This is a genomic window from Pseudomonas sp. R3-52-08 (genome assembly GCF_003851745.1).
Lineage (GTDB): Bacteria > Pseudomonadota > Gammaproteobacteria > Pseudomonadales > Pseudomonadaceae > Aquipseudomonas.
In genome coordinates this window covers 1,372,561-1,396,171 of record NZ_CP027730.1, presented here as the reverse complement: position 1 = coordinate 1,396,171, position 23,611 = coordinate 1,372,561, and the positions used below count along the sequence as shown (strand labels likewise).

Below are 23,611 nucleotides of genomic sequence, written 5' to 3'. Positions count from 1 at the left end.
GCCATGAGTTATCAGGTCGCGCCCGTCGGCTTCGTACGCTCCTGCTTCAAGGAGAAGTTCGCTATCCCGCGCCAGCCGCAACTGGCGCCGGCCGCCCGTGGTGTGCTGGAGCTGGTGGCGCCGTTCGATGGCGGCGAAGCCGTGCAGGGCCTGGAACAGGTCAGCCATGTGTGGCTGCTGTTTCTGTTCCACCAGGCGCTGGAAGACAAGCCACGCCTTAAAGTGCGCCCGCCACGCCTGGGCGGCAACACCGCCATGGGCGTATTCGCCACCCGCGCGACCCATCGGCCCAATGGCATCGGCCAGTCGGTGGTAAAGCTGGACAAGGTAGAACCGGGGCGCCTGTGGATTTCCGGGATCGATTTGCTCGATGGCACGCCGGTGCTGGATATCAAGCCGTATGTGCCCTATGCCGACAGCGTTGAGACCGCCACCAACGGCATCGCCAGCGGTGCGCCGCAACTGATTGGCGTGCAGTGGCTCAAGACTGCACTGCAACAGGCCCAGGGCCATGCGCAGCGTCTTGGCGAGCCGTTGGTGGAGTTGATCGATCAGTGCCTGGCGCAGGACCCGCGCCCTGCCTACCAGACGCCCGGGCCTGAACGTGAATACGGCGTGCAGTTCTGGGATGTGGATGTGCGTTGGCACTATCCCGAGGCGGGGCTGATTTGTGTGCTGGAAGTGGTGCCGGCCAAATAAACCGGAAACAAATATGGGAGGGGGCTTGCTCCCGATAGCAGTGTGTCAGTCAACTCATCTATGACTGATCCACCGCAATCGGGGGCAAGCCCCCTCTCACATTTTTTGATCGCGTTTTATTTTTCGACGAACGCACGCTCGATCAGGTAATCACCCGGCTCACGCATGCGCGGCGAAACTTTCAGACCGAAGCTGTTCAGCACTTCGCTGGTCTCGTCCAACATGCTTGGGCTACCGCATAGCATGGCGCGGTCGTCTTCGGGGTTGATCGGTGGCAGGCCGATGTCGCTGAACAGCTTGCCGCTGCGCATCAGGTCGGTCAGGCGGCCCTCGTTTTCGAACGGCTCGCGGGTCACGGTCGGGTAGTAGATCAACTTGTCACGCAGGGCCTCGCCGAAGAATTCGTTCTGCGGCAGGTGCTCGGTGATGAATTCGCGGTAGGCGACTTCGTTGACGTAACGCACGCCGTGGCACAGGATCACTTTTTCGAAACGCTCGTAGGTCTCCGGGTCCTGGATCACGCTCATGAATGGCGCGAGGCCCGTGCCGGTGCTGAGCAGGTACAGGTGTTTACCCGGCTTCAAATCGTCAAGCACCAGGGTGCCTGTCGGTTTTTTGCTGATGATGATCTCGTCGCCTTCCTTCAAATGCTGCAACTGGGAGGTCAGCGGGCCATCCGGCACCTTGATGCTGAAGAATTCCAGATGCTCTTCCCAGTTCGGGCTGGCAATGGAGTAGGCGCGCATGAGCGGGCGGCCGTTGGGCTGTTGCAGGCCGATCATCACGAACTGACCGTTCTCGAAGCGCAAACCCGGATCGCGGGTGCACTTGAAGCTGAACAGAGTGTCGTTCCAGTGATGAACACTGAGGACACGCTCGTGGTTCATGTTGCTCATGTACGGGGGACTCCTGGAAATGGGCCTGCGCCACAGGTGAAGTGCGCAATTGCACAGCATTCTAATGGCGGCGACAATATCTGTTAACTGGATTATTAAGATAAGGGTTATCGGTTATATCGATATGCGATTCACTCTCCGTCAACTGCAAGTCTTCGTCGCCGTCGCCCAGCAGGAAAGCGTCTCCCGCGCTGCTGGCCTTCTGGCCTTATCCCAATCCGCCGCCAGCACGTCGATTACCGAGCTGGAGCGTCAATCCAGCTGCCAATTATTCGACCGCGCCGGCAAACGCCTGAGCCTCAATGCGCTCGGGCATCAATTGCTGCCTCAAGCGGTGGCCCTGCTGGACCAGGCCAAGGAGATCGAGGACCTGCTCAACGGCAAGTCCGGCTTTGGCTCACTGGCCGTGGGCGCCACCCTGACCATCGGCAATTACCTGGCCACCCTGCTGATCGGCAGCTTCATGCAGCAGCACCCCGAGAGTCAGGTGAAACTGCATGTACAAAACACTGCGCATATCGTGCATCAGGTGGCGCATTACGAAATTGACCTGGGTCTGATTGAAGGCGATTGCAGCCATCCCGACATCGAAGTGCAGACCTGGGTGGAGGATGAACTGGTGGTGTTCTGCGCGCCCCAGCATCACTTGGCCAAGCGTGGCATGGCCAGCATGGATGAGCTGACCCATGAGGCGTGGATCCTGCGGGAACAAGGCTCAGGCACGCGCCTGACATTTGACCAGGCTATGCGCCATCATCGCAGCGCACTGAATATCCGCCTGGAGCTGGAACACACCGAGGCGATCAAACGCGCAGTGGAGTCGGGTTTGGGGATTGGTTGCATTTCGCGACTGGCACTGCGCGATGCATTCCGGCGTGGCAGCCTGGTGCCGGTAGAGACCCCGGACCTGGACCTGGCCCGGCAGTTCTACTTTATCTGGCATAAGCAGAAGTACCAGACCTCGGCGATGCGCGAGTTCCTGGAACTATGCCGCGCTTTTACCGCCGGGGTTCAGCGCAGCGACGAAATCGTACTGCCGAGCATCGCCTGATCGTTAGATCAGAATGACCGCCCACACCAGCGCGATCATGGTCAAGGCCACGAACTGCGCGGCGCTGCCCATGTCCTTGGCGTTTTTCGACAGCGGGTGGCGGTCCAGGGAAATGCGGTCGATCGCCGCTTCCACCGCAGAATTGAGCAATTCGACGATCAGCGCCAGCAGGCACACGGCAATCAGCAACGCCCGTTCGACGCGGCTGACCTGCAGGAAAAAACTCAACGGAATCAGGATGACGTTCAGCAGTACCAACTGGCGGAACGCCGCCTCGCCGGTGAAAGCCGCGCGCAGGCCATCCAGGGAATAGCCCCCTGCGTTGAAGATACGTTTGATACCGGTTTGACCCTTGAAAGGCGACATAGATGTAGGCAACTGAACCAAAGAAGTGGGGAAGCTAGATCACGCAAAGTCAAAAAAGCGTGAACCGGTTGTAACTTAATGCTGCGAAATTGACTCAAGTTGTTGCAAGAGCAACGCCGCCTGGGTGCGCGTTCGCACCCCCAACTTACGGAAAATCGCCGTGACGTGGGCCTTGATGGTCGCTTCCGACACGCTCAGCTCGTAGGCAATCTGCTTGTTCAACAAACCCTCGCAGACCATGGTCAACACCCGGAACTGCTGGGGCGTCAAACTGGCCAAGCCATCACGGGCCGCCTTGGCTTCCTCGGACACGTTGATTTCTTCAAACGCTTGCGGTGGCCAGGACACATCGCCGTCCAGTACGGCACGCACAGCCTTTTGGATATCTTCCATCGCGCTGGACTTGGGAATGAAGCCGCTGGCACCGAACTCCTTGGAGCGCACCACCACATCGGCGTCTTCCTGGGCCGAGACCATCACCACGGGAATCTGCGGATATTGCCCGCGCAGCAGCACCAACCCCGAAAAACCATAGGCGCCGGGCATGTTCAGGTCGAGCAGCACCAGGTCCCAGTCGGATTTTTCAGTCAGGCGGGCTTCCAGCTCGGCAATGCTGGCGACTTCGACCAGTCGCACGTCCGGGCCAAGGCCCAGGGTTACGGCCTGATGCAGCGCACTGCGAAACAGCGGGTGGTCATCGGCTATCAGGATTTCGTATGTGGCCATTGATTAAATGATCCTGTTTTTTAGGGGAGCCCTGATGGGTTCAGGGTCCGCCAGTACACAAGGCAACAGCCAGGCAGCCATCGCCACGGAGCACGCTCAACGTCAAAAACATGCGAAACAACGTCGAAAAACCAAGCTAGCGCCCCAATCGGCGCCCAGCATGCCCAGCGCAGCCTGGGGGGTCAAGCGCTACGCCCATGGGGATTTTAGCGGGTTACGCGATTAAGGTGCCATCATGCGAACGTCGAGGGGTCAGGCCGCCGGGATATAAGGCGCCAAACGCGTGTGAACACTGTCCGTCGCATCCAGAGGCAATTGAAACTTGGCGGCCAGGTAGTGCGTACTGAATACATCGAGGTAGGCGTCCAGGACTTCGCTGGCGAGCTGATCATCGGCCAACTCCAGACACAGCGCGGCAACCTCGGCGGTGCAGAAATGATCATCACGCTTGGAGCGGCGCAACTTGTAGCGTGACAGCTGCTCCGGCGCCAGACTCAGCACAGGCAAATGCTCCAGGTAGGGGCTTTTGCGAAACATCTTGCGCGCTTCGCTCCATGTGCCGTCCAGCAGGATGAACAGTGGGCGCTTGCCCGCCTGGGTATTCACCGCGCTGACCACCCGCTCGGGCGCCACGAATTCGCCGGGGAACACGATGTACGGCTGCCACTGCGGATCGGCCAGCAAGGTGAGCAGGCCCGGATCGACTTCGGTGCGCGACCAGGCGAACGCCGTGGTGTCGTCGATAACGTCGGCGATCAGCCAGCCGGTGTTACTGGGCTTCATCGGTTCGACGTCGTGCATCAACAGGCACATGGCAGCGTTGGCCTGAACCGTTGGTCGCCATGCGCACAGGCAATACTCGGGAATCACTCGGCAACCGGTGCACCGCTCGGCACGCGATCCCCGATTAAGGAAAGGCCTGACGGCTCGGGCCAGGCGCTCGGTACGCAAGCGGGAGACGGCGTGGCTCATCGGATGCGCCATACAGACGGGTAAATCGACACAGGGTCACTCAAGAGCAATTGAAGTGCGCGCAGTTTACCAGCGATACGCCTGGCTGTAGTGGCAAGCGCTCACCTATAATTGCGCGCCACTGAACGCACAGCGCAGTGGCTGGTCTATGCACCAGTAACCGAATCAGGAGAGTTTGATGCTGCGTTCCATGCTGCGCCTCGTTGCCCCATCCGTCGCTATTGCGCTGGCCTTGCCTGTGGGCGCCCATGCAGCCTCGCTGCTGGAGGCTCAAATGAACCGGAAGCTGCAAAGCGTCGCGACCGAAAGCAACAAGGACCTGCCCCGGGAAATCGATGAGAAAACCCTGGAGGTGGCCTACACCGTTGAAGGCACGCAACTGATCGATCATCTGAGCGTGCAGCCTGACCGCGCCGAACAGATGCGTGCCAATCCCAAGGCGGTGTATTTCCAACTGGGCCGCAGTGTCTGCACCAACCCAGGCTACCGCGAGCTGATGGCGAAGGGCGCGGTTATGCGCTACGAAATCACCGAGAACAAGACCAACCGCCCTGTAGCCTCGGTAAAGTTCGCCGAAGCCGACTGCCCGGCTCCGACCAAGAAGAAAAAGTAACCCCGGCTTGCCTTTCGCGCGTGGCCGCCTGGCGACGCGCACTCCCCGCCTCAACGACTAACGCCATGACGAGTGACCAATAAGCGGTTGCCAGCCAAGGGTTTTTCGGCCCATGATCGCATCATTCCATCCGCCCGCCCGCAGCAGCATTCACTGCTGTTCTGCAACGTTTTTTCAGGGCAAAAGAGGCCTGCCCTCCTGCGGCAAGCAACGACACATGCAGTGTCGTGGCCCCTGCCGACGCTCGTCGGCGATCCAGGCCCTGTGAAAAAGGAGAAGTTGAATGCCTTATGAATCGAATGACTCCCTGCTCCAGCTTTTTGAACAAAATGGCACCGACCTCACGCAACAGGTGGACGCGCAACTCCAGCTGATCGCCCCCAACAGTGCAAATATCCCCTTGTATCGCGACATGATCCTCACCGTTCTGCGCATGGCCCAGGACGACCGCGACCGTTGGAACGCCAAGATCACCTTGCGCGCCATACATGAGTTGGACCACGCCTTCCGTGTGCTCGAACAGTTCAAGGGGCGGCGCAAGGTCACGGTGTTCGGCTCGGCACGTACTCCGGTGGAAAGCCCCCTGTATGCATTGGCTCGAGAGGTAGGCGCGACGTTGGCGCGTTCCGACCTGATGGTCATCACCGGCGGCGGCGGCGGCATCATGGCTGCGGCGCATGAGGGCGCGGGCCTGGAGCACAGCCTGGGGTTCAACATCACCCTGCCGTTTGAACAGCATGCCAATCCGACCATCGACGGCACCGACAACCTGCTGTCCTTCCACTTCTTCTTTACCCGCAAACTGTTTTTCGTCAAGGAAGCCGACGCACTGATCCTGTGCCCAGGTGGTTTCGGCACTTTGGACGAAGCCCTGGAAGTGCTGACCCTGATCCAGACCGGCAAAAGCCCGCTGGTGCCGGTGGTACTGCTGGACGCACCCGGCGGCGGCTTCTGGCAAGGCGCCTTGGATTTTATCCGCAGCCAGCTGGAGGCTAATCGCTATATCCTGCCGACCGACCTCAAGCTCATACGCCTGGTATACAGCGCAGAAGAAGCCGTGGACGAGATCAATCGGTTTTATGCCAACTTCCATTCAACGCGCTGGCTGAAGCGTGAGTTTGTAGTGCGCATGAATCATCCGCTCAGTGACCGCGCCCTGGCTCATTTGCAGGATGAGTTTGCCAGCCTGCGGCTGAGCGGAGCGTTCCAGCAGCTTGCCTACACAGGCGAAGACCATGACGAGTCAAGGTTCAGTCATTTGACGCGACTGGTCTTCAACTTCAATGGCCGTGACCAGGGGCGATTGCGCGAATTGGTGGATTACATCAACCTGCCGGAAAATTGGGTCCAGGCTCAAGGTGAGGCGCAGCAGCGGGTGGCGCCAGAGCCTGCGTGATTTTCTGCAGGCAAAAAAAAAGGCCCACTATTTTCATAGTGGGCCTTTCGTTTTGTGGCGTTCAGTCGTCCATATCCCGACCGCTTAACAAGCGGCCGATCATGTCCATCGAAAACCCACGATAGCTCAGGAAGCGGCCTTGCTTCGCACGCTCCCTGGCATCAATTGGCAGATGCCCTGAAAACTTGCGACGCCAAGTCTCTTCCAGCTGCGACTGCCAACTGATACCGCACTCACGCAGGGCGAGGTCGATATCGGTACGTTGCAGGCCGCGCTGGCTCAACTCTTCGCGAATCCGCGCAGGGCCATAACCGGAGCGCGCGCGGTAGGACACAAAGCTTTCGAGGTATCGGGCTTCCGATAGCAGCCCTTCTTCCGTCAAGCGGTCGAGGGCCGTTTCAATCATTTCGGGCTCTGCGCCGCGCTGACGCAATTTGCGCGTCAGCTCGACTCGACCATGCTCGCGCCGTGCGAGCAGGTCCATTGCAGTGCGCCGAACAGCAACGAGTGTATCCAGTACAACAGTCATCGCTTGCTTCAGATGTCAGTGTCGGCTTCTTCCATTTCGTCGACCGGCTCACGGTTGGCGGCGGCCTTGACGTCTGGCGCAGGGGTCAGCAGCTTGTCGCGAATCTGCTTCTCAAGCGTGGCGGCAATATCCGGGTTGTCTGCCAGGAACTTGGCCGAGTTGGCCTTGCCCTGACCGATCTTGCTGCCGTTGTAGGCATACCAGGCACCGGACTTCTCGACGAAACCGTGCAGCACGCCCAGGTCGATCATCTCGCCGTTCAGGTAGATGCCTTTGCCATAAAGAATCTGGAACTCTGCCTGACGGAAAGGCGGGGCTACTTTGTTCTTCACGACTTTGACGCGGGTTTCGCTACCGACAACCTCGTCACCTTCTTTCACCGCGCCGGTACGACGGATATCCAGACGAACCGAAGCGTAGAACTTCAGCGCGTTACCACCGGTGGTGGTTTCCGGGCTGCCGAACATCACACCGATTTTCATACGGATCTGGTTGATGAAGATCACCAGGCAGTTGGCGTTCTTGATGTTACCGGTGATTTTACGCAGCGCCTGGGACATCAGGCGGGCTTGCAGGCCCACGTGCATGTCGCCCATTTCGCCTTCGATTTCTGCCTTGGGTACCAGGGCAGCCACGGAGTCGACCACGATCACGTCGATGGCGTTGGAGCGCACCAGCATGTCGGTGATTTCCAGGGCTTGCTCACCGGTGTCTGGCTGGGAAACCAGCAGGTCGTCGACGTTGACGCCCAGCTTGCCGGCGTATTCAGGATCCAGGGCGTGCTCGGCATCGACGAATGCGCAGGTGGCGCCCATTTTCTGAGCCTGGGCGATCACCGACAGGGTCAGGGTGGTTTTACCGGAAGATTCAGGACCGTAGATCTCAACGATACGGCCTTTTGGCAGGCCGCCAATGCCGAGCGCGATATCCAGACCCAGAGAGCCAGTGGAGATAGCCGGGATCGCCTGACGGTCGTGATCGCCCATACGCATTACGGCACCCTTGCCGAATTGACGTTCGATCTGACCCAGGGCCGCAGCCAAGGCTTTCTTCTTGTTGTCGTCCATTAAAGTCCTCACGTAATCAATAAGGCCTGACGGCCAACACCTGTATAAGTAGACAGTATTGTTCCACAAAGATCGAAGATCGCCTACCCCTGATTGTCTATTTCTGCTGCAGCTCGTCGCAACAAGCCCTCCAGCGCGGCTTTTACCGTTTGTCGCCGGACCTCATCGCGGTTGCCGGGGAAGTGCGCAAGCTCGGCCGTGACCTCATCGCCCACGCCGAACGCCAGCCAGACCGTGCCCACCGGCTTGCCCGGCGTACCACCGTCCGGGCCCGCCACGCCGCTGACTGCCACGGCAAACCGCGCCAGGCTTTTTTCCTGTGCCCCTCGCACCATCGCTTCGACCACTTCCTGGCTGACGGCGCCGACTTTGGAAAACAGCTTTTCCGGCACGTTCAATTGCCGGGTTTTCTGCCGGTTGGAATAGGTGATATAGCCCGCCTCGAACCACGCCGAACTGCCCGGTATGCGCGTGATGGCTTCGGCGATACCGCCGCCGGTGCAGGACTCGGCGGTGGTGACATGGGCATTGAGCACCTGCAAACGGCGCCCCAGTTCAGCAGCCAGTTGAGTGATTTCCTTCACGGTCGTCTCCAGGAATGGGCGGTGGTTCGCCTACCCTACAGCAGCCCATCGGTCATGCAAGTTGCAGAGTGCATCAAAAGACTAACGCGCGACGGCTCGCACATAGGCCTGGCAGGCACGCAAGGCGATCAGGGCGTTATCGCCGTCGTCGGTGATGCGGATAATTCGCTGAGCATGCGCCGGGTCAAGTCGGGCTCGTGGGGCTGCATGAACCACGCCGCCGGGGGTGGCGCAGGCGGGCACAGGCGCGCCGCCGGCGGGTTCGGTGGCGTCGAGAAGGACTGACAACCGCACATCAGCAGTGGCCAGGCGGTCGCGCAGAGCAGCTTGGTTACGTTGGGCATCGCTCAACTCCTGGGTGTGTTGTTGATCACTGGCGTTGAGCTGTTGCTCCAGAGCCAGGCGCTTTTGTTGTTCTGCCTGTTGCTGTTCGAACGCGGCCTGGCGTTGCTGGCTGAGCGCCAGCGCATGACCCGCCGCCTGCTGCTCAAGCTGCGCACCATAGCGCCAGGCCTGCACTTGCCACACCAGCGCAAGCAGCAGGCAAATGCCGACCCAGCGCAACCAGCCTAGGAAACGCATAGCACCGCCTTCGCCCGTTCCCACAATTGCACACGGTCCTGCAGGCCGTTCAGGCCGCCGTTGATACGCCGGGTAATCGTGGTGAACTGGTCCTTGTCGGCCAATTCGTTGAGGCCGTTGGTTTGCCAGAACCAGGCGGCGGATTCGCAGGCCCATTGGGGTTGTTCGAGCAGCTGCGGTTGCTGCAGCAGGCGATCATCGCCAAACAGTGCCTGGCTGCACGCCAGGTAGTTGCGCCGTCCCGTGACCTGAATCAGCCCCCTGCCCCGGTACTTCTGCCCATCACCATCCGCCTCCGGGGTGTTGCCCAAGCGGGCGGACAGGGTGCCGGTGTCGTACTTGCTGAGGTAGTGATCGCTGCCCAGCTCGCGCACGTAGCGCAATTCGGCGGATTCGTGGCCGATCTGGGCGAGGAAAGCGGCGATGCGTTTGGCACTGCTAATCTCATACCGAACGAAGGCTGCATTTAAAGGGGACAAAAAAATGCCCGCTCGAAGGCGGGCCCCAGGCATCACACCCAGAAGCTGGGCAAGTGTCATCAGCATTGGTTTTACTCTGAAAAAGTGTCTACACCGACAAACCGCTGGCCTGGATCGTGCACCGATAGCCGTCTGCTCGTTTACCGCTGGCCGTTACCTTCTTGATCGACCAGCGCCCCTGCATAAAGCTTGGCCACGACTCGTCCAGCAGCAACAAGCCTTCAGCGGCCAACGACGGATTACCGGGGCAAACCACATTGATCTGCAACCCTTCCCGTCCCACACGCCGCATCTCTCCCTGCGCCGCTGAGCGCGCTTCGTCCTCGCTCTGGTAGCGTTGCGTCACCACCTTGAACGGCGCGATGCCCACCTCTACGACATGCTTTTTGCCGGCCGCCGCATCCCACCAGGACGTTTGCGCGCCGTTGTATTTGGCACGGCAGGCTTCGGTGAAGCTGGCGCTGATAAAGGCCTGGTCACCCGGGCGATTGTTACGGGTAACGGACAACTGCACATCCGGCAGTGCCTTGCCCGACAACGACTTGATCTGGCCTTTACGCCCCAGCACATACAGCTCGTCGACAGGCTTGGCCACCGCATCGAAGCGTTTGGCCAGCCTGGTCAGAAAGGCCATGTCGCTTTCATTGGTCTGATCGATGTGCGCGATCTGCTCGCGCTCGAGTTCAGGCGCCACACGCGGCGAAAAACCGTAGCGGCTGGTCAATTGGCGAAACAGTGCGCCCAAGGTTATCGGCCCATGACTGGCGGTACGGCGCTGCTTGAATTCGTGCTGATCGAACGGCGCTGCCGTAGCCACCAGCGCCAAGCGCATCGGGAACAGCGACGGTGTACGCTGAGTGATCTTGAATACGCCCTTATCCACCAGGCCGGACTCAAGGTACCCCACGCGCAAGCCGATCTTCCCGCCCAGCTCGGGCAACCCTTCAAGGCCCTCGATATCCAGGGTCAACGTGAGCTGGTCGGATACAAAGCCCGCTGCGTCGACATGCTCCCATTCCAATAGCCGCTCGTTGAACAGCGCGGAATTGGCGCCATACAGCTCCACTACAGGTGTGAATCCAAGTGCCATGATCGCTCCTTAATCCCAGGCTGAAACCGGCCGGCTCGCAGCAGGTTGCGCATCCAATTCGGGCACCAGCACGCTGACGCCTGCCGGCAATACCGCGCCCTTTTCCCCCAGCTCCGGATTCAAGCGCCACAGCGCTTCTTCTGCGGCATCATCACAACGCCCCAGCTCTCGGTAGAGCAGCAGGTTCACCGAGTCGCCAGCGATACTTCGAACCCTACGCATTGACGAACTCCTCCAATACCAGCGACCAACCGATCGCCATCGCCGTACCGTCGTCGATCACGCTGGTTTGTTTTTCGCTGATCGACTTGATGGTCCACAAACCCCAGTTACGCCCTAGGCCGTCCACCAACGGCAACGGTGCCCGCAGGTCTTGCAAGGCGCGCAACTCATCCAGGCGCTGCATGCCCTTGGCACGCGCTGCCTTGCCACCAAAGGCCAGTGTTTCCAGACCCTGCCCCACTTGGCTCGACTTGGGTTTGCCAGCAATGATGTTCAGGCTGACCCAGCCACCACTGCTTCCACGATCCAGGGTGTCGTAGGCGAACCCGCGCGACAGCCCGAAAATAAAAGTGCCCAACACCATCTGTTGTCGCATCACACAGCTCCATCGGTGAGTGCTGCGCCACGTCGCGTCGCCAGCAGGTTGTCCATCGACAGCGGGGTAAATTGCGCTTCGATCTGTTGCACCACGAGTGTCGCCAATTGCTGATAGCTGGCTTGTTCCGGCGCGTTGATAGTGATTTGCGGGGCAAAGTTGATTTGGCGGTTATCGGCTTGAGGGTTGTTGAGGTTGTGGCTGACCTCCGAAGGGGGCGGCAAGCGATCCTCGGACCCCATCACTTTTTCAGCCAGCCAGGCGCCAACGTCGCTGCCGACGAACGTCCCGACGGCACCGCCGACCACCTTGCCGATGGCACCACCGGCAACGCCGCCCATGACGCCACCCAGCAGCGTGCCGGCACCCGGCACAACCGAACCGATCACCGCCCCCGCCAGCGTACCGACAGCTCGGCCAAGCGCCATGCCGGCGAACTCACCGGCAAAACCACCGGCGACCCCGCCGCCGACCGAGCCCACGCTGGTGCCAACCGCTTCACCCAGATTCCCCGACAGCGCGCCCTTGGTGACATCGACTCCGGCGTTCGCCAGCACCAGCCCCAATGCAGCCCCCTTGGCGGCTTTGCTGGCCTTCGCCGTTCTGCGCGACCCACCAGCGCCCGGCGCCGAACCCGGCGGACGTTTGCCTGCAGGTGTTTCGTTACTCTGAGATTGCTGCGGGCGGGCGGATGAGTCGGTGGCGCCGCCTTCGCCAAGAATTTTCCCGGCGACCTTTTCAAAGACTTTGTCCTTCACCGCATCAAAGACGCCGGAAATCACCGGCACCAGCGCAGCCCCCGCCAACGTGACAGCGGCAGTGGCCTGAGGCAGGGCTTCGGCCAACCAACTCACGCGATTGACCAAACCGGTCATCGCCGTCAGCGAGGTATCCACAACAGGCGCCAGGGCGGTGTCGGAAGCGGTTTGCAAACGTGTAGTACTGGCCTCGTAGGCCTGCCGACGGGCCTGGGTGGAATCGGCGCGAACCGCTGCCGAGCGCAGGAGAGCGCCATGATCCCCCAGCGCCGATGTGGCGTAGCTGGATGTGTCGGCCACTTGCGAAAAGGCCAGCTTCACAGTGTCGATCATCGGCACCAGGCTCAGAATCGCCTGGTTACCGTCGAACAGTTGCGTCGCCAGCGCCGCCTGTCTTTCGGCCGGTTGCGCTTTGAGTGCCTCCAGCACGGTGACCAGGGTCTGCGCAGCATCCTGTTTCATTCCGCCGGCCAACATTTCGGGGTCAAGCTTCAGCGCTGCCCAGGCGTTACGCTGCCCAGGGGAAGCGCTGTCGCCTTTAGCCAGGGCGGCACTGATTTTTTCCAGCCCGAGGCCAGCAGCGCCTTTGCCGTTACCGGCACTCAGCAACGCCGCCGACAGTGCCGCCGCCTGCGCGGGGCTCATGCCCGCATCCGTCGCGGCAGCACCCTGATGTCGCACGATGGCCGCGATATCCGCCGATTCGGCCTTGAGCGAGACAACATTGCCCAGCACAGTTGTCGCGTCGGCCAAGTCCAGGGTTTGTGCACGGTCCAGATGCATTGACTCGCGCCAGCCACCGATGAGGTCGCCGGCGTGCTTGATATCGATTTTGAATGCCGTCGCCATAATCGCGGCGTCGCGGGCAAACTGCTGCAGGTCAGCCTGGCGCCCGGCCTGGTCGATATTGCCTGAAGCGTCAACTCGGTCGCTGCCGATACCCGACTTGGCGGCAACGTACTCGACCTTCGCAAGGTCAACGGCGCTTGCGCCACTGGCCGCCACCACAGGCTCCGACGCCATGGCGAGGTTGGCTTCACGCATTGACTTGCGCTCGCGTCCGACGAATTGCAACAGTTGGCCCAGGTCGGTCATCGCGGCATCCAGTGCCTGCGACGGTGTGCCTGTATTGGCCGTCGTGCTGGTAGTGGTATCGCTCGCTCCCGCCAGCTCGGCGTCGGCTTGCCGAGCGTCCATCACCTTGAGCAGCGAGACGTTGAACAGCTCGAGCGTCTGCACAAGCCGGCTCTGGCCTTCGGCCAGATGATTGATCTGCAGGCTGGCATCGGCCAATGCCAATGCCAGGTTCGCAGCACTCCCCGGCACGGCCTCAGCCGGACCCGTCAGCGTTTGCGCGAACGGGTTGAGGCTGGCCTGCCCCCCACCCTGTGCCAGTGAGCCTTGAGTCAGCCAGCCGTCCTTGACGATGGCCGACCCGCCCGCATAGTTACTGTCTGCCATCCCGCTCTACTCCTGTTTGAGCCCAAGGCGACTGATCGCGATGTCATAGCGGCGCATTGCTTTCCCGGCTTCCCAATCGAGGATTTCCGCTTCGCTTACCGAGTAAACCAGCGGTACTACATCGAGGATCACTTCGATGTCGCGTTCCGAAAGAAGTCCGCCGGTTTGTTTAAAAAATCGTCGATGCGCCCCTGCAACTCTGTCCAGTCGGGCACGGTGAGTCCGGCGAGATCGGGAATCATCAGGCCGGCGCAATGCGCGGTGATGAACTCGGCACGTTCTTTATTGGTGGGCAGCTTTTTCATCACTTTGGTAGCGCGCAGGGCGGGCATTTCCAGGGTGACGTGGGTGAGCGTGCGGCCGCTGGCCTCAAGGGGCAGCAGCAGCGCGACCTGTTCGCAGGTCAACGATTCGCGTGGCGCATCGGCTTGATCGAGGAAGAACGATGCAGGCTGAGTCGACATCTCGTGTACGTACTGCGCGATGCTGACGTAGTCCGGGCGCTTGAGTTGGTCGAGTTCTTTTTCCGACAGGCCGGTGGCGAGCTTTGCCAGTTCAAAAAACTGGTCATCCTCATCGTCGCCGGCGCGTGCCAGGGCTTCTTTCTGTGGCGCGTAGAACAACGGCTTCAGTTGAATCTGCTCGATCACGACGCCGGTGTCGGCGGTGATCGGGGACAGCAGGATGTGTAACGGAGGCATCCAGGCCATGGGGCAATTCCTTGATGGGGTATGGAGGCGAGCTGACCCGCCCCCAGGGGGATTAAGGCATCAGCACGGCGCGGCGCGCGTCACCGAGGATGTCGACGCCGTTGAGCACGAACTTCTGGGTGCGCACATCGATGTCGATCACCGGAATACCGTTTTCCAGACGGCTGTAGGTGCGGCAGGACAGTTCCAGGGTGGTGACCGGCTTGGCGTTCATCGTCAGCGCGGTTTCACCCAGAGACTTCAACTTGCCGCCTACGGTGTGGTAGGTGAAGTAGGTCTTGCCGTCCTGGTCCTGGCCGGCTTCACGCACGTTCAACAGGATGTCATCACCCTGCGTGACGCCAAGCGCCAGCAGAATTTCTGCACCAACCCCTTGCAATACCAGGGTTGCGCCCAGCACCTTGGCGCTTTTGGCCACCTCTTCGGCGATGAAGCGCCCGCCGGTCATCGGGTCCATTTCGAACTCGATCTTCGGCGGCGTAAAGGAATCGACCGTGGCCGACAACGGCAGGCCTTGAAGGGTGGCCGCAATGGCCTGTCTGACTCGGTTGGTAAACATTAGAGAACGTCCTCCAGGAACTGCTCGATGATTTCATCGCGGGCGTTGAGTTGATAAACCATGTGTTCGTTCGGCGCGTAGCGGCCGTAGTCAATGACGATGAACCAGGTGCCGTTCTTGTACTTCTCGACGCTGTTCAACTCCGGGTGCAGGTAGACGCTGCCGCCGGGGATGGTTTCGTCGGCAACCAGGGTTTGCAGCCAGTCGTTGATGCGCTTGACCTCCTGGTCCATGAAGGACTTGGTGAGGTTCTTGGCCATGGCCTTCTGGCCGGCCTTGACCAGCTTGCGGCTGATCGCGTCTTCGAGGCCGACGTAGCTGATGAACTTGCCGGTGATGGAACGGTTACCCAGCAGCGAGAAACCGCCGAGCACCGTGCGGGCGTAGTAGCTCACGCCATAACGGTTGAGCAGGTCGCCTTCGGTGGAGGTGTCGAGGATGTTGTACTCGACGACGCGGGAAACGTCTTCGGCGAAGGTCACCTGATTACCTGGGCTTTCCCATTGCTTGACCTTGGCAAGCGCGGCGATGGCCAACGAGGACGGCGACAGGAACACGTTCTTTTTCGCAGCCTTGGAATACACCGACGGCATGTTGTGCACCAACAGGCAACGGTCGAAGCCAAGCTCGGCGCCGCCCAGTTCGCCGCTGTAGGTCACTTGATCGGCGACCGAAGCGTCCTTGCCATCCAGCACCACACGGGCCTTGATGCGCTTGCCGAAGGAGGCGAACTCACCGGCCACAGCCTTGGTGCCGGTAAAGCCCGGGGCGCCGATGATGGTCAGGTCTTCAGGCACGCTGCCCAGGGCCGCCAGGCCGAGTTTGCGGCCGGTGACGGGGTCGTTGCCGCCGATCACATTGTTGACCGTGTCGGCCGGCGTGGCGCCTTCTTCGACGATGACCACATAGACCGGCACCTTCACCACTTTGAGGATCTGGTACACCGCTTGGAACAGCGTGCCCGACTCGGTACCGGTAGGGTCCAGCAGCGCCTGGGTGGTAAAGCTGTTGATCCGGAACGGAGCGTTTTTCGGGATCGATGCATGGGCGTTGGGGGCGGTGCCCACCAGGCCGATGACGTTATCACCCAGGCCACCCATGGCCTCGGGGGATTCGGTGGCATTCACGGTGATGCCGTTGTGCTCGAAGTTCAAAACCTCAGCCATGATTAGTCAGCCTTCTTGGGGGTGGAGTTGAGGACGCTGGTCAGTTCCAGGCGGCCGGCGGTGCGCAGGGCGGATGCTTCGACGTCCAGCAATTCAAGCTCCTCGCCAGCGGTGGACCAGTGGCCGTTACCGATGGGGAAAGGGATGAGGACGGTGTAGGTTTGGCGGGTGGGCATGGGTAGGATTCTCCGGGTGAGAAACGCCAAAGCCCCTGCGGGGAGGGGCTTTGGGAGGGCGAAAAAAAACCGCTTTCGCGGTTATCAGTTATTTCAGGAAATCGGGTTTGGATGGCCAGAGCACTGCGTCTGGATCCTCTCCCTGATCAGGAATATCACGCAGTTTTTGACGGTATTCAGCGAATAAGAGCTTATGGGTGTCGAGCATCGGATAGTCTGGCATTGCTGCATAATCACTCGCCGACAAGTCTTGATCCCTTGCCTTACGAATCATTTCCCACTTGATAATCGGATGAAGTTCAGCAGGTATAAATAGTGGTTTCATATTCTCTCCTCAGCCTAGGGCCAACATCGTTCCCCAATCACCTGGGTTGGTTACAACGCCTGTGCATGCCCCTGCGAGCATCACCTCAACAACGCCGGTTGAAGAGGTGCGCATCGGGTGCAGGTGGTAATAAGTTCCAAACAATTCTGTAGGAGAAATAACACTGGAACACCAGCGCCATTTGCCTTTTTCAACGCCATTACTCCATGCCCCAGACACGTTACCCTCCAAAAGACGTACGAAGGCACCAACCGTCAGGTAGGAGTTCTGCGGTACTGCGCCAGAGCCATTCGCGAGCGCCATATCGACAGTGTAAGGGAACGCGAGCCAAGGACTAACGCCTGACACCGACCACTTCATTTGCCACAGGTATACGAACGTGCGCCAATAGTCGCTGGCCCTGATTTCAAAGTTTGGATATTGTTCACGCACGTCTGCCTGCACCTGAAGCAAGAAATCCACATCAGCTTGCGGGCGTCCGGCCGCTTGAGAGACAGAGGTGATAGTTCGCAGCTTGGTGGGCGTCACTTCAGCATGAATCCCCCAATTTTCAATCAGTGTTCCGTCGGCATTCGGGGACAAATTGAAGTTCTTGGTGACCGCCAATCTTGGGAGTCTATTTTTCAACTCCGCCAATTGAGCGTCATACGCTTGGCGGGCATCTACTATCGCCCTATCAATTTCTCCAACTTTTCCGGTAATGACGTTAGTCAAGTTATTTGCCGCGTTTACGACGGCAGCAAGTTGCTGTTCGGTACTCAAATGAATGCTCCTAAACGCATGGAAAGCGTCATATAAAATCAATTAAAAACGCTCTATTTTCTTTCGACTTCCATCACTCGAAATAGAACCCCTACACCGCGTGCCATATTGTCTATGCTCGCAGCTGATAAGGCCGCAATTTCATCAGTCAATAGCACATTCAAATTGTCATTCCCCACCACAATCGTCACGCTATCCGCCGGCAACGGCGAAATATCCAGCGTGAACTTCTGCAGCACCCGCGCCGCCGCCGCTTTATACGTCAGCAACTTCCCTGCCACGGAATACACCGCCAGCAAAGTCCCACTGGCGAGGTAAAAACCGAACTCGCCAATCTCATACTCACCGTCGCCGTCAAACAGCGCGGCCATCCTGAGTTGGCGCTCGCCCAGGTCTTCGTAATCCACAATGGCGACCCGTTGGCGCTCATCGCGCAAGGCCAATTCCGTGCCATCAGGGTTGTAGCGGCCGGTACCGGCGCCGATGTGGGTGATCTCGCCTTTGAGGCCCTGGTTCTTTGCCTGCAGCACTTCATCCAAACCCTTGGAGGTGAAGCGCACCAGGCGCGTGATTTCATCTGTCATGGCTGCGCCCTGAGGTCGTAGTCGTTAATGGTGTAGTGCCGGGCAACGCCGACACTGTTAAGTCGAGCAGCCAATGCAAACTCCGGCAGCGCGCCGTTTAAACACAGCTCGCCGTCGCTTAGCGGGGCATGAAGGACCTGCGTCAACGCAAGCCGACCTTCGGTTTCGTGAACAACCGTAATCGTCGCCTGATCCCGCTCGCTTTTGGCTGCGTTGATGCGGCGGATCAGCCGGTTGTGGTCACCACTGGACCAACTGCGCCCAATGATCGCCTGCACGTCGAAGGTATAGGGCGTACCGATTGGCCGCTGCTGATACCAGGCGCTGATGTTGGGGGTGAATCCCAGTGACTCCACCGCATAGCTCAGCGCCTTGGGTGTGCCGGCCTGGCGCTGGATCTGCCAGGACAAGGCCACGGTCAGGCGCTTTTCCGATTCGCTGGCGTCGGCATCCCATTCACTGACGCCGCGGTCGGCGGCCAGGTAAGGAAGAAATTCGCTGGGGGTTTGCAGTGGGTTCATCAACGCAGGAAACGGCGGCGTGACTCGCTTGAGCAACTGGCCGAAGCCCAAGTCCAGGGCCTTTTCCAGCGGTGAACTGTTGGCCGGCAACAAACTCGCGTCAGGTTCACTCATAGCGTACGCACCTCCACCTCGACACCCGTGCAATACGGGGCCTGGAACGCGCTGCTGACAATCGGCGCAAGCGGTTCAAGGATTTGCAGTTGCGCCGCCCCTGCACTGTGGATGGCGTAGTCGATCCAGCTGGGGTCGACGCGCCCTTCCAGGCGATGACAGGAGTCCGCGTAAGTCTGCAGCAGTTGCTGCGCCGCCACTTGGGTCAGGCCCGAGTCCGGGCCGGCGTTGATCTTGGCGATGACGCGAATCTTGTAGGGTTGAATCTGTGCGCCCTGGACGGTGACGAGATCGGTTTCCGGCCGTACATCCGGCCGTGCGAAATGTCGGCGTACACCGTCAAGCAAATCGGCAGAGGGGGTACCGTCGCCCTCACGAGACAGTACGGTGACCATCACCTCGCCGGGCGCGGTGCGACGGCCATTGCCGTCCTTGACCTGTGCCGCATAGCCGTCCGGGTCGAAGGTGTAGTTGACGGTCACCACGCCCGGCGAGGCGCTCTGTACCTTGACCGTGGGTCGCTCGCCAAGGGTGAACACTTCGCGGCGATACTGCATCCGCGAGCCGGCGGCCGGGGCATGGGGCGCGAGGTAATAGCGCAAGCGAGCATCGTCGTCGCTTTCCAGGGTCGGCGGCATGGGCGGGAAGGCCGCCGGGTCACCGGGATCGAGCACCTGGCGTTCAAGGCCCATGTCAGCCAAGCGCGCATCCAGATTGCTGCCGGTGGCCCACCACGCCAGCATCTGCTTGATGCGTGCATTGTATTTGCGCTCATGGGTTTGCAGGCGCACGCAAAAGGCCTCGAGCGCCAACGTCAGCAGTTCACTTTCGTTGTCGAGGCTGACCTTGAGTTTGGCCGCGCTTTGCGGCGCACGGGTGGCGACGTAATCGACCACGAACGCCTTGAATTCGGCGAGCAGCGGCTCGAACTCATCGACTGCAATAATCGCCGGCTCGGCCAGTTGGTTCTGGCCAGGGATCAGCATGCTCATGTCACGACCTCGAAGGATTGTTGGCGGTTTTTCCAGGTGCCGGCAAAGCGCAGTAGCAGCCCGGCGCCCTGGCGGGTGGCGACGATGACCTCGGGCTGGAAATCGCCGATGCCGTTCTGCGCGTTGTAAAACGCTTGGGCGGCGTGGCTTTGAGCGAGCAGCAGCAGGTCATCGCCAAGGTTCTGCCCGAGCAGTTGCGGGATCAGCGAGCCATACAGCGGACGCTTCTGCCGCGTGCCGACAGGTGTGGTCAGCGCTCGGGTGGCACGCTGCACGAATTGCAGCCAGTCATCGACGGCTGCCCCGGTGTTGCGATCGATGCCGATCATGGAATGTCCTTATCAGGGGCTGATGACTCGACCTTGGTGGTCTATCACCGGGCCGCTGAAGTGAGCGCCGCCGGCATCCAGTAACAGTGCGGTGCCGCCGATTTGCAGGATGATGCCCTGCGGGCTGAGGGTCAGGCTGGCGGCGCCGACCTTGACGTCGACCTGTTCGCGAGAAGCGCTGAGCATCGTCGGCCCGTTGACCCAATTGAAAGTATGACTGGCGTCGTCATAGTCGCTTTGTGTGCCGTCCTGATGGCGCCGCCGGGTCAAGGAAGGCACAGTGGAAACAGGCGGAAAGCGACTACTGTTGAGGCCGAACAACGCCACAGACTGTGAGCCCCCTTCCCCACCGCCGTAGTTGAGCAGCAGGCATTGCTCGCCCACGGATGGAATACGGGTTTCGGTTTGCGCACCGGCGCTGGGGTTGAAAAAGCGGATGGCCGGCGTAAGCAACTCGCCGTGGCTGACCCTGCAGGTATTGCTGGCGGCATCGACCTGTTGGCAAACGCCAATGCGGCAGAAGCTTTCAGCGCGCCGGTAAAGGTCTTCGAGTTGGGCCTCCATTTCCGCCAGGCGCTCGACAATCGGTCCCAGTTGCATGCGTAACAGCGCGTCGAACATGGGCTACTCCGCCAGTGGCTTGTATTGATCGGGATCATCGATGTCCAAGACGTCCCAGGTAGAGGCAAACAGCGGTTGGCCTGTAGGATCATCGAGCAACACGGGTCCGAGGTAGAGGGTTTGAGTGAAGGACACTGTCCAGGTGTCGTAGTCCGTTGCTGCGGTCGCACGCCCAGAGGGAGCGGCGACGATATTGGTTGGCAAATCGCACTGGGACTGGGGCAGGCTCCAACGGTTGTCCAGCACCAGGTCCATCAACTGGCTGGCCAGGTCGCAGGCATCGAACGGCAAGGCGCCAGGGGCAACCATGACGGTGAGCGAAATGGCCAGGGCATGGGCCTTGCGGCCTTCGCGAGAGCGAATGCCAGGGCCATTGCCTTCAACGGTGACCATCACGCCGGTTTTTTCTGCGTCGCTCTGGAAGTCCTGGTGGCTGCCGACCCTGAGGTCGGGGAAGGCTGCATGCAGCGCCACGCCGATAGCCTGGGGGAGTTGGGATGGCTTTTCGATAAGGGTCATTTGAGTAGCGTCCTTGCGGTTACTGCGGGTCCTGACGGGAACCTTCATTGATCCCGATGCGCTTGGCCGCCCAGCGCTCATAAAGGCCGATGGCCACGTCGGCACCGGCCATGGCGGTCAGGCAACCAATGGCGCCGGCGGTCCAGATGGACATACCGGCGGCGTAGCACAGCATCAGGGCCGAAACCCCGCAAACCATGCACGCCCCGGACCGGAGCGCCAGGCGCCGAATCAGCGACCAGCCACGGGCGCCCTCCTTGTCGGCGCGCCACATTTCGCCGGACACCCCGCCGATCAACGCCAAGATAATCACCAGCCAGATAGGCATTTCCGCTAACGCTTGTTGTTCGTTTGTCATGTCACGCCTCCTGGCTGAGCACTGATAGTCCGTTTTTCACTTACACATACTTTGATAGGTAGGCATTCCAAAAAGCCCGGTTGCCCAGGCTTTTCAGTAATGCTGCCTGCGGACTTTCGGCGCTACTGGCGCGGTACGGTCCTTTCCTCAATGTTTTTCCGACCACGATCCCTGTCTGCCGGATAACTGCTTCTGGTGCTTTACGCTGCACACCCGGGTCAGTTGCCAACCCTCTGAACCGTTAAGGCCGGTTCATCGCTGCCTGTTTTTGAAGCGTTACCACTAAAGAGCGTCGGCATCCTTGCCGATGTTGCCTGGCATCCTTGCCATCGCTTCGATGGCGTCCTTGCCGGTGTTACGTGCCTTCCTTGTCTTCCTTGGCAGCATCCTTGCTGCCTCCACCAGGCCTTGTTGGCTGGCTTGAGATGGAGAATATGCATGTATGCATATACAGTCAATGCATAAATGCATTTATTTTTGCCGGAAGAATGCGCTCATGCATGAAAAGCCTGACGGGCAGAGGGTTTGCCGGTTTTCTGCAGACGAAAAAAAGCCCGCTCGTTGGCGTAATGCTGTTCACTTAAGCATTTGAGTCCAAGCCGGGCTTTCTAGAGAATCCGATGTCAGACCCCTGGCATCGGATTTTTTTATGCCCATTCAGCAGCAGTTGCTCGACCTCGGCGATCTCTTCAATTTTTCTGACCTTAGCACCTTCACTCAGAACATCCCTATCGAGTGGGTAGCGAGTGCGCTGAACCTCTCGGCGCAAGCTACGATACGACGGCGCCGTTTGCCGAGCGATCAAGTTCTTTGGCTAGTTTTGGGCATGGCTCTGTTCCGCGATGAGCCTGTTCATGAGGTCGCCAGGCGTTTGAATATCTGCGCGCAAGGCTTGGCTTCTGATCAGTTGCTGGCCCGAAGCGGGGTAACTGAAGCTCGCAAAAGGCTCGGCGCTGACCCCGTTGAATCGCTGTTCCGTCAGACCGGTAAACATTGGGGCAACGAGCGTTACGAGGGAGATGACTGGAACGGTCTACAGGTCTTCGCGGTGGACGGTGCACTACTGCGAACTGCTGACTCACCTGAGCTCAGAGAACATTTTGGCTCCGGTAATACCGGCACCGACCGTCAAACCCCGTTTCCGATTCTGCGGCTCGTTGCGCTGATGAATGTCCGTTCGCATGTCATCCTCGATGCGCAGCTCAGCCCTTATCGGGGCAGTGAAATGCGGTTGGCCGAAACGTTTCTGGGGCAAATTCCGGACAATTCGATCACCTTGTTCGACAAAGGCTTCTGGGGCGCGGATCTACTGCTAAGCGTGGTGGGTGGCGGCGCGAACCGACACTGGCTGACACCTGCTCGCAAGAATTTGGTCATGGAGGAAGTAGAGCGCTACGGCGAGCGCGACCGTCTCGTCCGGATGAAGGTTTCCCCTCAGGCACGTAAACGAAATCCTGAGTTGCCCCTGAGTTGGGAAGTGCGTGAAGTTAGCTATGAAAGCCATGGAAAAGTCAGATCGCTGCTTACCTCTTTGCCTGTCGAGGACTACGACACCGCAGCTGTGGCTGAGCTGTACCTGGAGCGATGGGAGATTGAGCTGGGCTTCAGGGATATCAAAAGCTCGATGCAACAGAACGCGGTAACGCTGCGCAGTAAGAAAGTCGAGCTGATTTATCAGGAGGTCTGGGGGCTTTTGCTGGCTTATAACATTATTCGTCGAGAGGCCAGCCAAGCCGCTGTAGCGTTCGGCCGCGCACCTTCGGATATACGGTTCAAGCCTGCCTGCCAGTACATAGCGGTGCAGTTGATAGTGATGGCAGCCGCTAATCCGGTATCGGCAACAGGAAGGAGGCTAAGCGAGCTGAGGGGAGGAGTAGGAGGAATGTTTCTGGATCACCGCCCAAGGCCGGGAAGGCCAAGGACGGTGAAGATTTCCAAAACCCGGTACCCAGTGGACCGTAAGGCTGCTCCGCTTAAGTGAACAGCATTACGCTCGTTGGCGGGCTTT

General features: G+C 59.8%; 31 protein-coding genes. 5 read left to right on the top strand and 26 right to left on the bottom strand.

The features are described 5' to 3' along the window. The first annotated feature begins 3 nt into the window (after positions 1 to 3). Complete coding sequence (tsaA, locus tag C4J91_RS06345; protein WP_124361553.1) at positions 4 to 699, top strand: tRNA (N6-threonylcarbamoyladenosine(37)-N6)-methyltransferase TrmO; 696 nt, start codon at positions 4 to 6, stop codon at positions 697 to 699. A 116-nt stretch (positions 700 to 815) separates the two neighbouring features. Here tsaA and fpr read toward each other — a convergent pair whose 3' ends face one another. Then, positions 816 to 1,595 carry a ferredoxin-NADP reductase gene (fpr, locus tag C4J91_RS06340; RefSeq protein ID WP_003189055.1) on the bottom strand — a complete coding sequence of 260 codons (780 nt, stop codon included), beginning with the start codon at positions 1,593 to 1,595 and terminating at the stop codon, positions 816 to 818. 124 nt (positions 1,596 to 1,719) lie between these two features. Between fpr and C4J91_RS06335 the strand changes: the two genes are divergently transcribed. Beyond that, complete coding sequence (locus C4J91_RS06335) at positions 1,720 to 2,646, top strand: LysR family transcriptional regulator (RefSeq protein WP_093512263.1); 927 nt, start codon at positions 1,720 to 1,722, stop codon at positions 2,644 to 2,646. Between the two features lie 3 nt (positions 2,647 to 2,649). Here C4J91_RS06335 and C4J91_RS06330 read toward each other — a convergent pair whose 3' ends face one another. The 3 genes from C4J91_RS06330 to C4J91_RS06320 all read right to left on the bottom strand — a co-directional run bounded on the left by C4J91_RS06330 (position 2,650) and on the right by C4J91_RS06320 (position 4,710). Continuing rightward, positions 2,650 to 3,012: a diacylglycerol kinase gene (locus C4J91_RS06330; RefSeq protein ID WP_124361552.1), complete on the bottom strand. Its 363-nt coding sequence runs from the start codon at positions 3,010 to 3,012 to the stop codon at positions 2,650 to 2,652. Positions 3,013 to 3,087: 75 nt separating this feature from the next. Beyond that, the gene (gene erdR / locus C4J91_RS06325; RefSeq protein WP_124361551.1) at positions 3,088 to 3,738 is read right to left on the bottom strand and encodes a response regulator transcription factor ErdR; all 651 of its coding nucleotides are present in this window, start codon (positions 3,736 to 3,738) and stop codon (positions 3,088 to 3,090) included. A 252-nt stretch (positions 3,739 to 3,990) separates the two neighbouring features. Beyond that, positions 3,991 to 4,710, bottom strand: coding sequence for a tRNA-uridine aminocarboxypropyltransferase (locus tag C4J91_RS06320; RefSeq protein WP_124361550.1), 720 nt, complete (start codon positions 4,708 to 4,710; stop codon positions 3,991 to 3,993). A 178-nt stretch (positions 4,711 to 4,888) separates the two neighbouring features. Between C4J91_RS06320 and C4J91_RS06315 the strand changes: the two genes are divergently transcribed. Beyond that, positions 4,889 to 5,323, top strand: coding sequence for a PA3611 family quorum-sensing-regulated virulence factor (locus tag C4J91_RS06315; RefSeq protein WP_124361549.1), 435 nt, complete (start codon positions 4,889 to 4,891; stop codon positions 5,321 to 5,323). Between the two features lie 283 nt (positions 5,324 to 5,606). Continuing rightward, positions 5,607 to 6,719: a TIGR00730 family Rossman fold protein gene (locus C4J91_RS06310; protein ID WP_124361548.1), complete on the top strand. Its 1,113-nt coding sequence runs from the start codon at positions 5,607 to 5,609 to the stop codon at positions 6,717 to 6,719. A 61-nt stretch (positions 6,720 to 6,780) separates the two neighbouring features. On the opposite strand, the gene recX is transcribed toward C4J91_RS06310, so the two are convergent. From recX to C4J91_RS06205, 22 genes are all read right to left on the bottom strand, one after another. Next, complete coding sequence (gene recX / locus C4J91_RS06305; protein WP_124361547.1) at positions 6,781 to 7,248, bottom strand: recombination regulator RecX; 468 nt, start codon at positions 7,246 to 7,248, stop codon at positions 6,781 to 6,783. A gap of 8 nt (positions 7,249 to 7,256) precedes the next feature. Continuing rightward, a complete protein-coding gene (recA, locus tag C4J91_RS06300) occupies positions 7,257 to 8,315 on the bottom strand; it encodes a recombinase RecA (protein ID WP_005785454.1) in 1,059 nt (352 codons plus the stop codon). 83 nt (positions 8,316 to 8,398) lie between these two features. Then, entirely contained in the window at positions 8,399 to 8,899 is a 501-nt protein-coding gene (locus tag C4J91_RS06295) for a CinA family protein (protein ID WP_124361546.1), read from the bottom strand. An 81-nt stretch (positions 8,900 to 8,980) separates the two neighbouring features. Next, positions 8,981 to 9,481 carry a lysis system i-spanin subunit Rz gene (locus C4J91_RS06290; protein WP_124361545.1) on the bottom strand — a complete coding sequence of 167 codons (501 nt, stop codon included), beginning with the start codon at positions 9,479 to 9,481 and terminating at the stop codon, positions 8,981 to 8,983. Next, a complete protein-coding gene (locus tag C4J91_RS06285; RefSeq protein WP_124361544.1) occupies positions 9,469 to 10,026 on the bottom strand; it encodes a glycoside hydrolase family 19 protein in 558 nt (185 codons plus the stop codon). The genes C4J91_RS06290 and C4J91_RS06285 overlap by 13 nt, the downstream gene beginning before the upstream one ends. A gap of 22 nt (positions 10,027 to 10,048) precedes the next feature. Further along, the gene (locus C4J91_RS06280; protein WP_124361543.1) at positions 10,049 to 11,050 is read right to left on the bottom strand and encodes a contractile injection system protein, VgrG/Pvc8 family; all 1,002 of its coding nucleotides are present in this window, start codon (positions 11,048 to 11,050) and stop codon (positions 10,049 to 10,051) included. 9 nt (positions 11,051 to 11,059) lie between these two features. Further along, complete coding sequence (locus C4J91_RS06275) at positions 11,060 to 11,272, bottom strand: tail protein X (RefSeq protein ID WP_124361542.1); 213 nt, start codon at positions 11,270 to 11,272, stop codon at positions 11,060 to 11,062. After that, positions 11,265 to 11,648: a phage tail protein gene (locus C4J91_RS06270; RefSeq protein WP_124361541.1), complete on the bottom strand. Its 384-nt coding sequence runs from the start codon at positions 11,646 to 11,648 to the stop codon at positions 11,265 to 11,267. Before C4J91_RS06270 ends, C4J91_RS06275 begins: the two co-directional genes overlap by 8 nt. Beyond that, complete coding sequence (locus C4J91_RS06265) at positions 11,648 to 13,867, bottom strand: phage tail tape measure protein (protein WP_124361540.1); 2,220 nt, start codon at positions 13,865 to 13,867, stop codon at positions 11,648 to 11,650. Before C4J91_RS06265 ends, C4J91_RS06270 begins: the two co-directional genes overlap by 1 nt. Before the next feature lie 128 nt (positions 13,868 to 13,995). Then, positions 13,996 to 14,577, bottom strand: coding sequence for a phage tail assembly protein (locus C4J91_RS06260; protein WP_124361539.1), 582 nt, complete (start codon positions 14,575 to 14,577; stop codon positions 13,996 to 13,998). A gap of 52 nt (positions 14,578 to 14,629) precedes the next feature. Beyond that, entirely contained in the window at positions 14,630 to 15,136 is a 507-nt protein-coding gene (locus tag C4J91_RS06255; protein ID WP_124361538.1) for a phage major tail tube protein, read from the bottom strand. Further along, positions 15,136 to 16,302 carry a phage tail protein gene (locus tag C4J91_RS06250; protein ID WP_124361537.1) on the bottom strand — a complete coding sequence of 389 codons (1,167 nt, stop codon included), beginning with the start codon at positions 16,300 to 16,302 and terminating at the stop codon, positions 15,136 to 15,138. Before C4J91_RS06250 ends, C4J91_RS06255 begins: the two co-directional genes overlap by 1 nt. Before the next feature lie 2 nt (positions 16,303 to 16,304). Next, positions 16,305 to 16,478 (bottom strand): hypothetical protein, encoded by a 174-nt coding sequence (locus C4J91_RS27495; protein ID WP_164484513.1) that lies wholly within the window; start codon positions 16,476 to 16,478, stop codon positions 16,305 to 16,307. Between the two features lie 88 nt (positions 16,479 to 16,566). After that, positions 16,567 to 16,803, bottom strand: a complete 237-nt coding sequence (locus C4J91_RS06245; RefSeq protein WP_124361536.1) for a tail fiber assembly protein — start codon at positions 16,801 to 16,803, stop codon at positions 16,567 to 16,569. A gap of 9 nt (positions 16,804 to 16,812) precedes the next feature. Beyond that, entirely contained in the window at positions 16,813 to 17,565 is a 753-nt protein-coding gene (locus C4J91_RS06240) for a hypothetical protein (protein WP_124361535.1), read from the bottom strand. Between the two features lie 53 nt (positions 17,566 to 17,618). Continuing rightward, complete coding sequence (locus C4J91_RS06235; RefSeq protein WP_124361534.1) at positions 17,619 to 18,149, bottom strand: hypothetical protein; 531 nt, start codon at positions 18,147 to 18,149, stop codon at positions 17,619 to 17,621. Then, positions 18,146 to 18,784, bottom strand: a complete 639-nt coding sequence (locus C4J91_RS06230) for a phage tail protein I (RefSeq protein ID WP_124361533.1) — start codon at positions 18,782 to 18,784, stop codon at positions 18,146 to 18,148. Before C4J91_RS06230 ends, C4J91_RS06235 begins: the two co-directional genes overlap by 4 nt. Then, positions 18,781 to 19,776: a baseplate J/gp47 family protein gene (locus C4J91_RS06225; protein WP_124361532.1), complete on the bottom strand. Its 996-nt coding sequence runs from the start codon at positions 19,774 to 19,776 to the stop codon at positions 18,781 to 18,783. Before C4J91_RS06225 ends, C4J91_RS06230 begins: the two co-directional genes overlap by 4 nt. Continuing rightward, on the bottom strand, positions 19,773 to 20,105 hold the full coding sequence (locus C4J91_RS06220) for a phage baseplate protein (RefSeq protein WP_124361531.1): 333 nt from the start codon (positions 20,103 to 20,105) through the stop codon (positions 19,773 to 19,775). The genes C4J91_RS06225 and C4J91_RS06220 overlap by 4 nt, the downstream gene beginning before the upstream one ends. Before the next feature lie 12 nt (positions 20,106 to 20,117). After that, positions 20,118 to 20,726, bottom strand: a complete 609-nt coding sequence (locus C4J91_RS06215; RefSeq protein WP_124361530.1) for a phage baseplate assembly protein V — start codon at positions 20,724 to 20,726, stop codon at positions 20,118 to 20,120. A 3-nt stretch (positions 20,727 to 20,729) separates the two neighbouring features. After that, the gene (locus tag C4J91_RS06210; RefSeq protein WP_124361529.1) at positions 20,730 to 21,245 is read right to left on the bottom strand and encodes a hypothetical protein; all 516 of its coding nucleotides are present in this window, start codon (positions 21,243 to 21,245) and stop codon (positions 20,730 to 20,732) included. A gap of 19 nt (positions 21,246 to 21,264) precedes the next feature. Further along, positions 21,265 to 21,603 (bottom strand): phage holin family protein, encoded by a 339-nt coding sequence (locus tag C4J91_RS06205; RefSeq protein WP_124357270.1) that lies wholly within the window; start codon positions 21,601 to 21,603, stop codon positions 21,265 to 21,267. Between the two features lie 649 nt (positions 21,604 to 22,252). Between C4J91_RS06205 and C4J91_RS06200 the strand changes: the two genes are divergently transcribed. Next, positions 22,253 to 23,584, top strand: coding sequence for an IS4 family transposase (locus C4J91_RS06200; protein ID WP_372238302.1), 1,332 nt, complete (start codon positions 22,253 to 22,255; stop codon positions 23,582 to 23,584). Positions 23,585 to 23,611 lie beyond the last annotated feature (27 nt).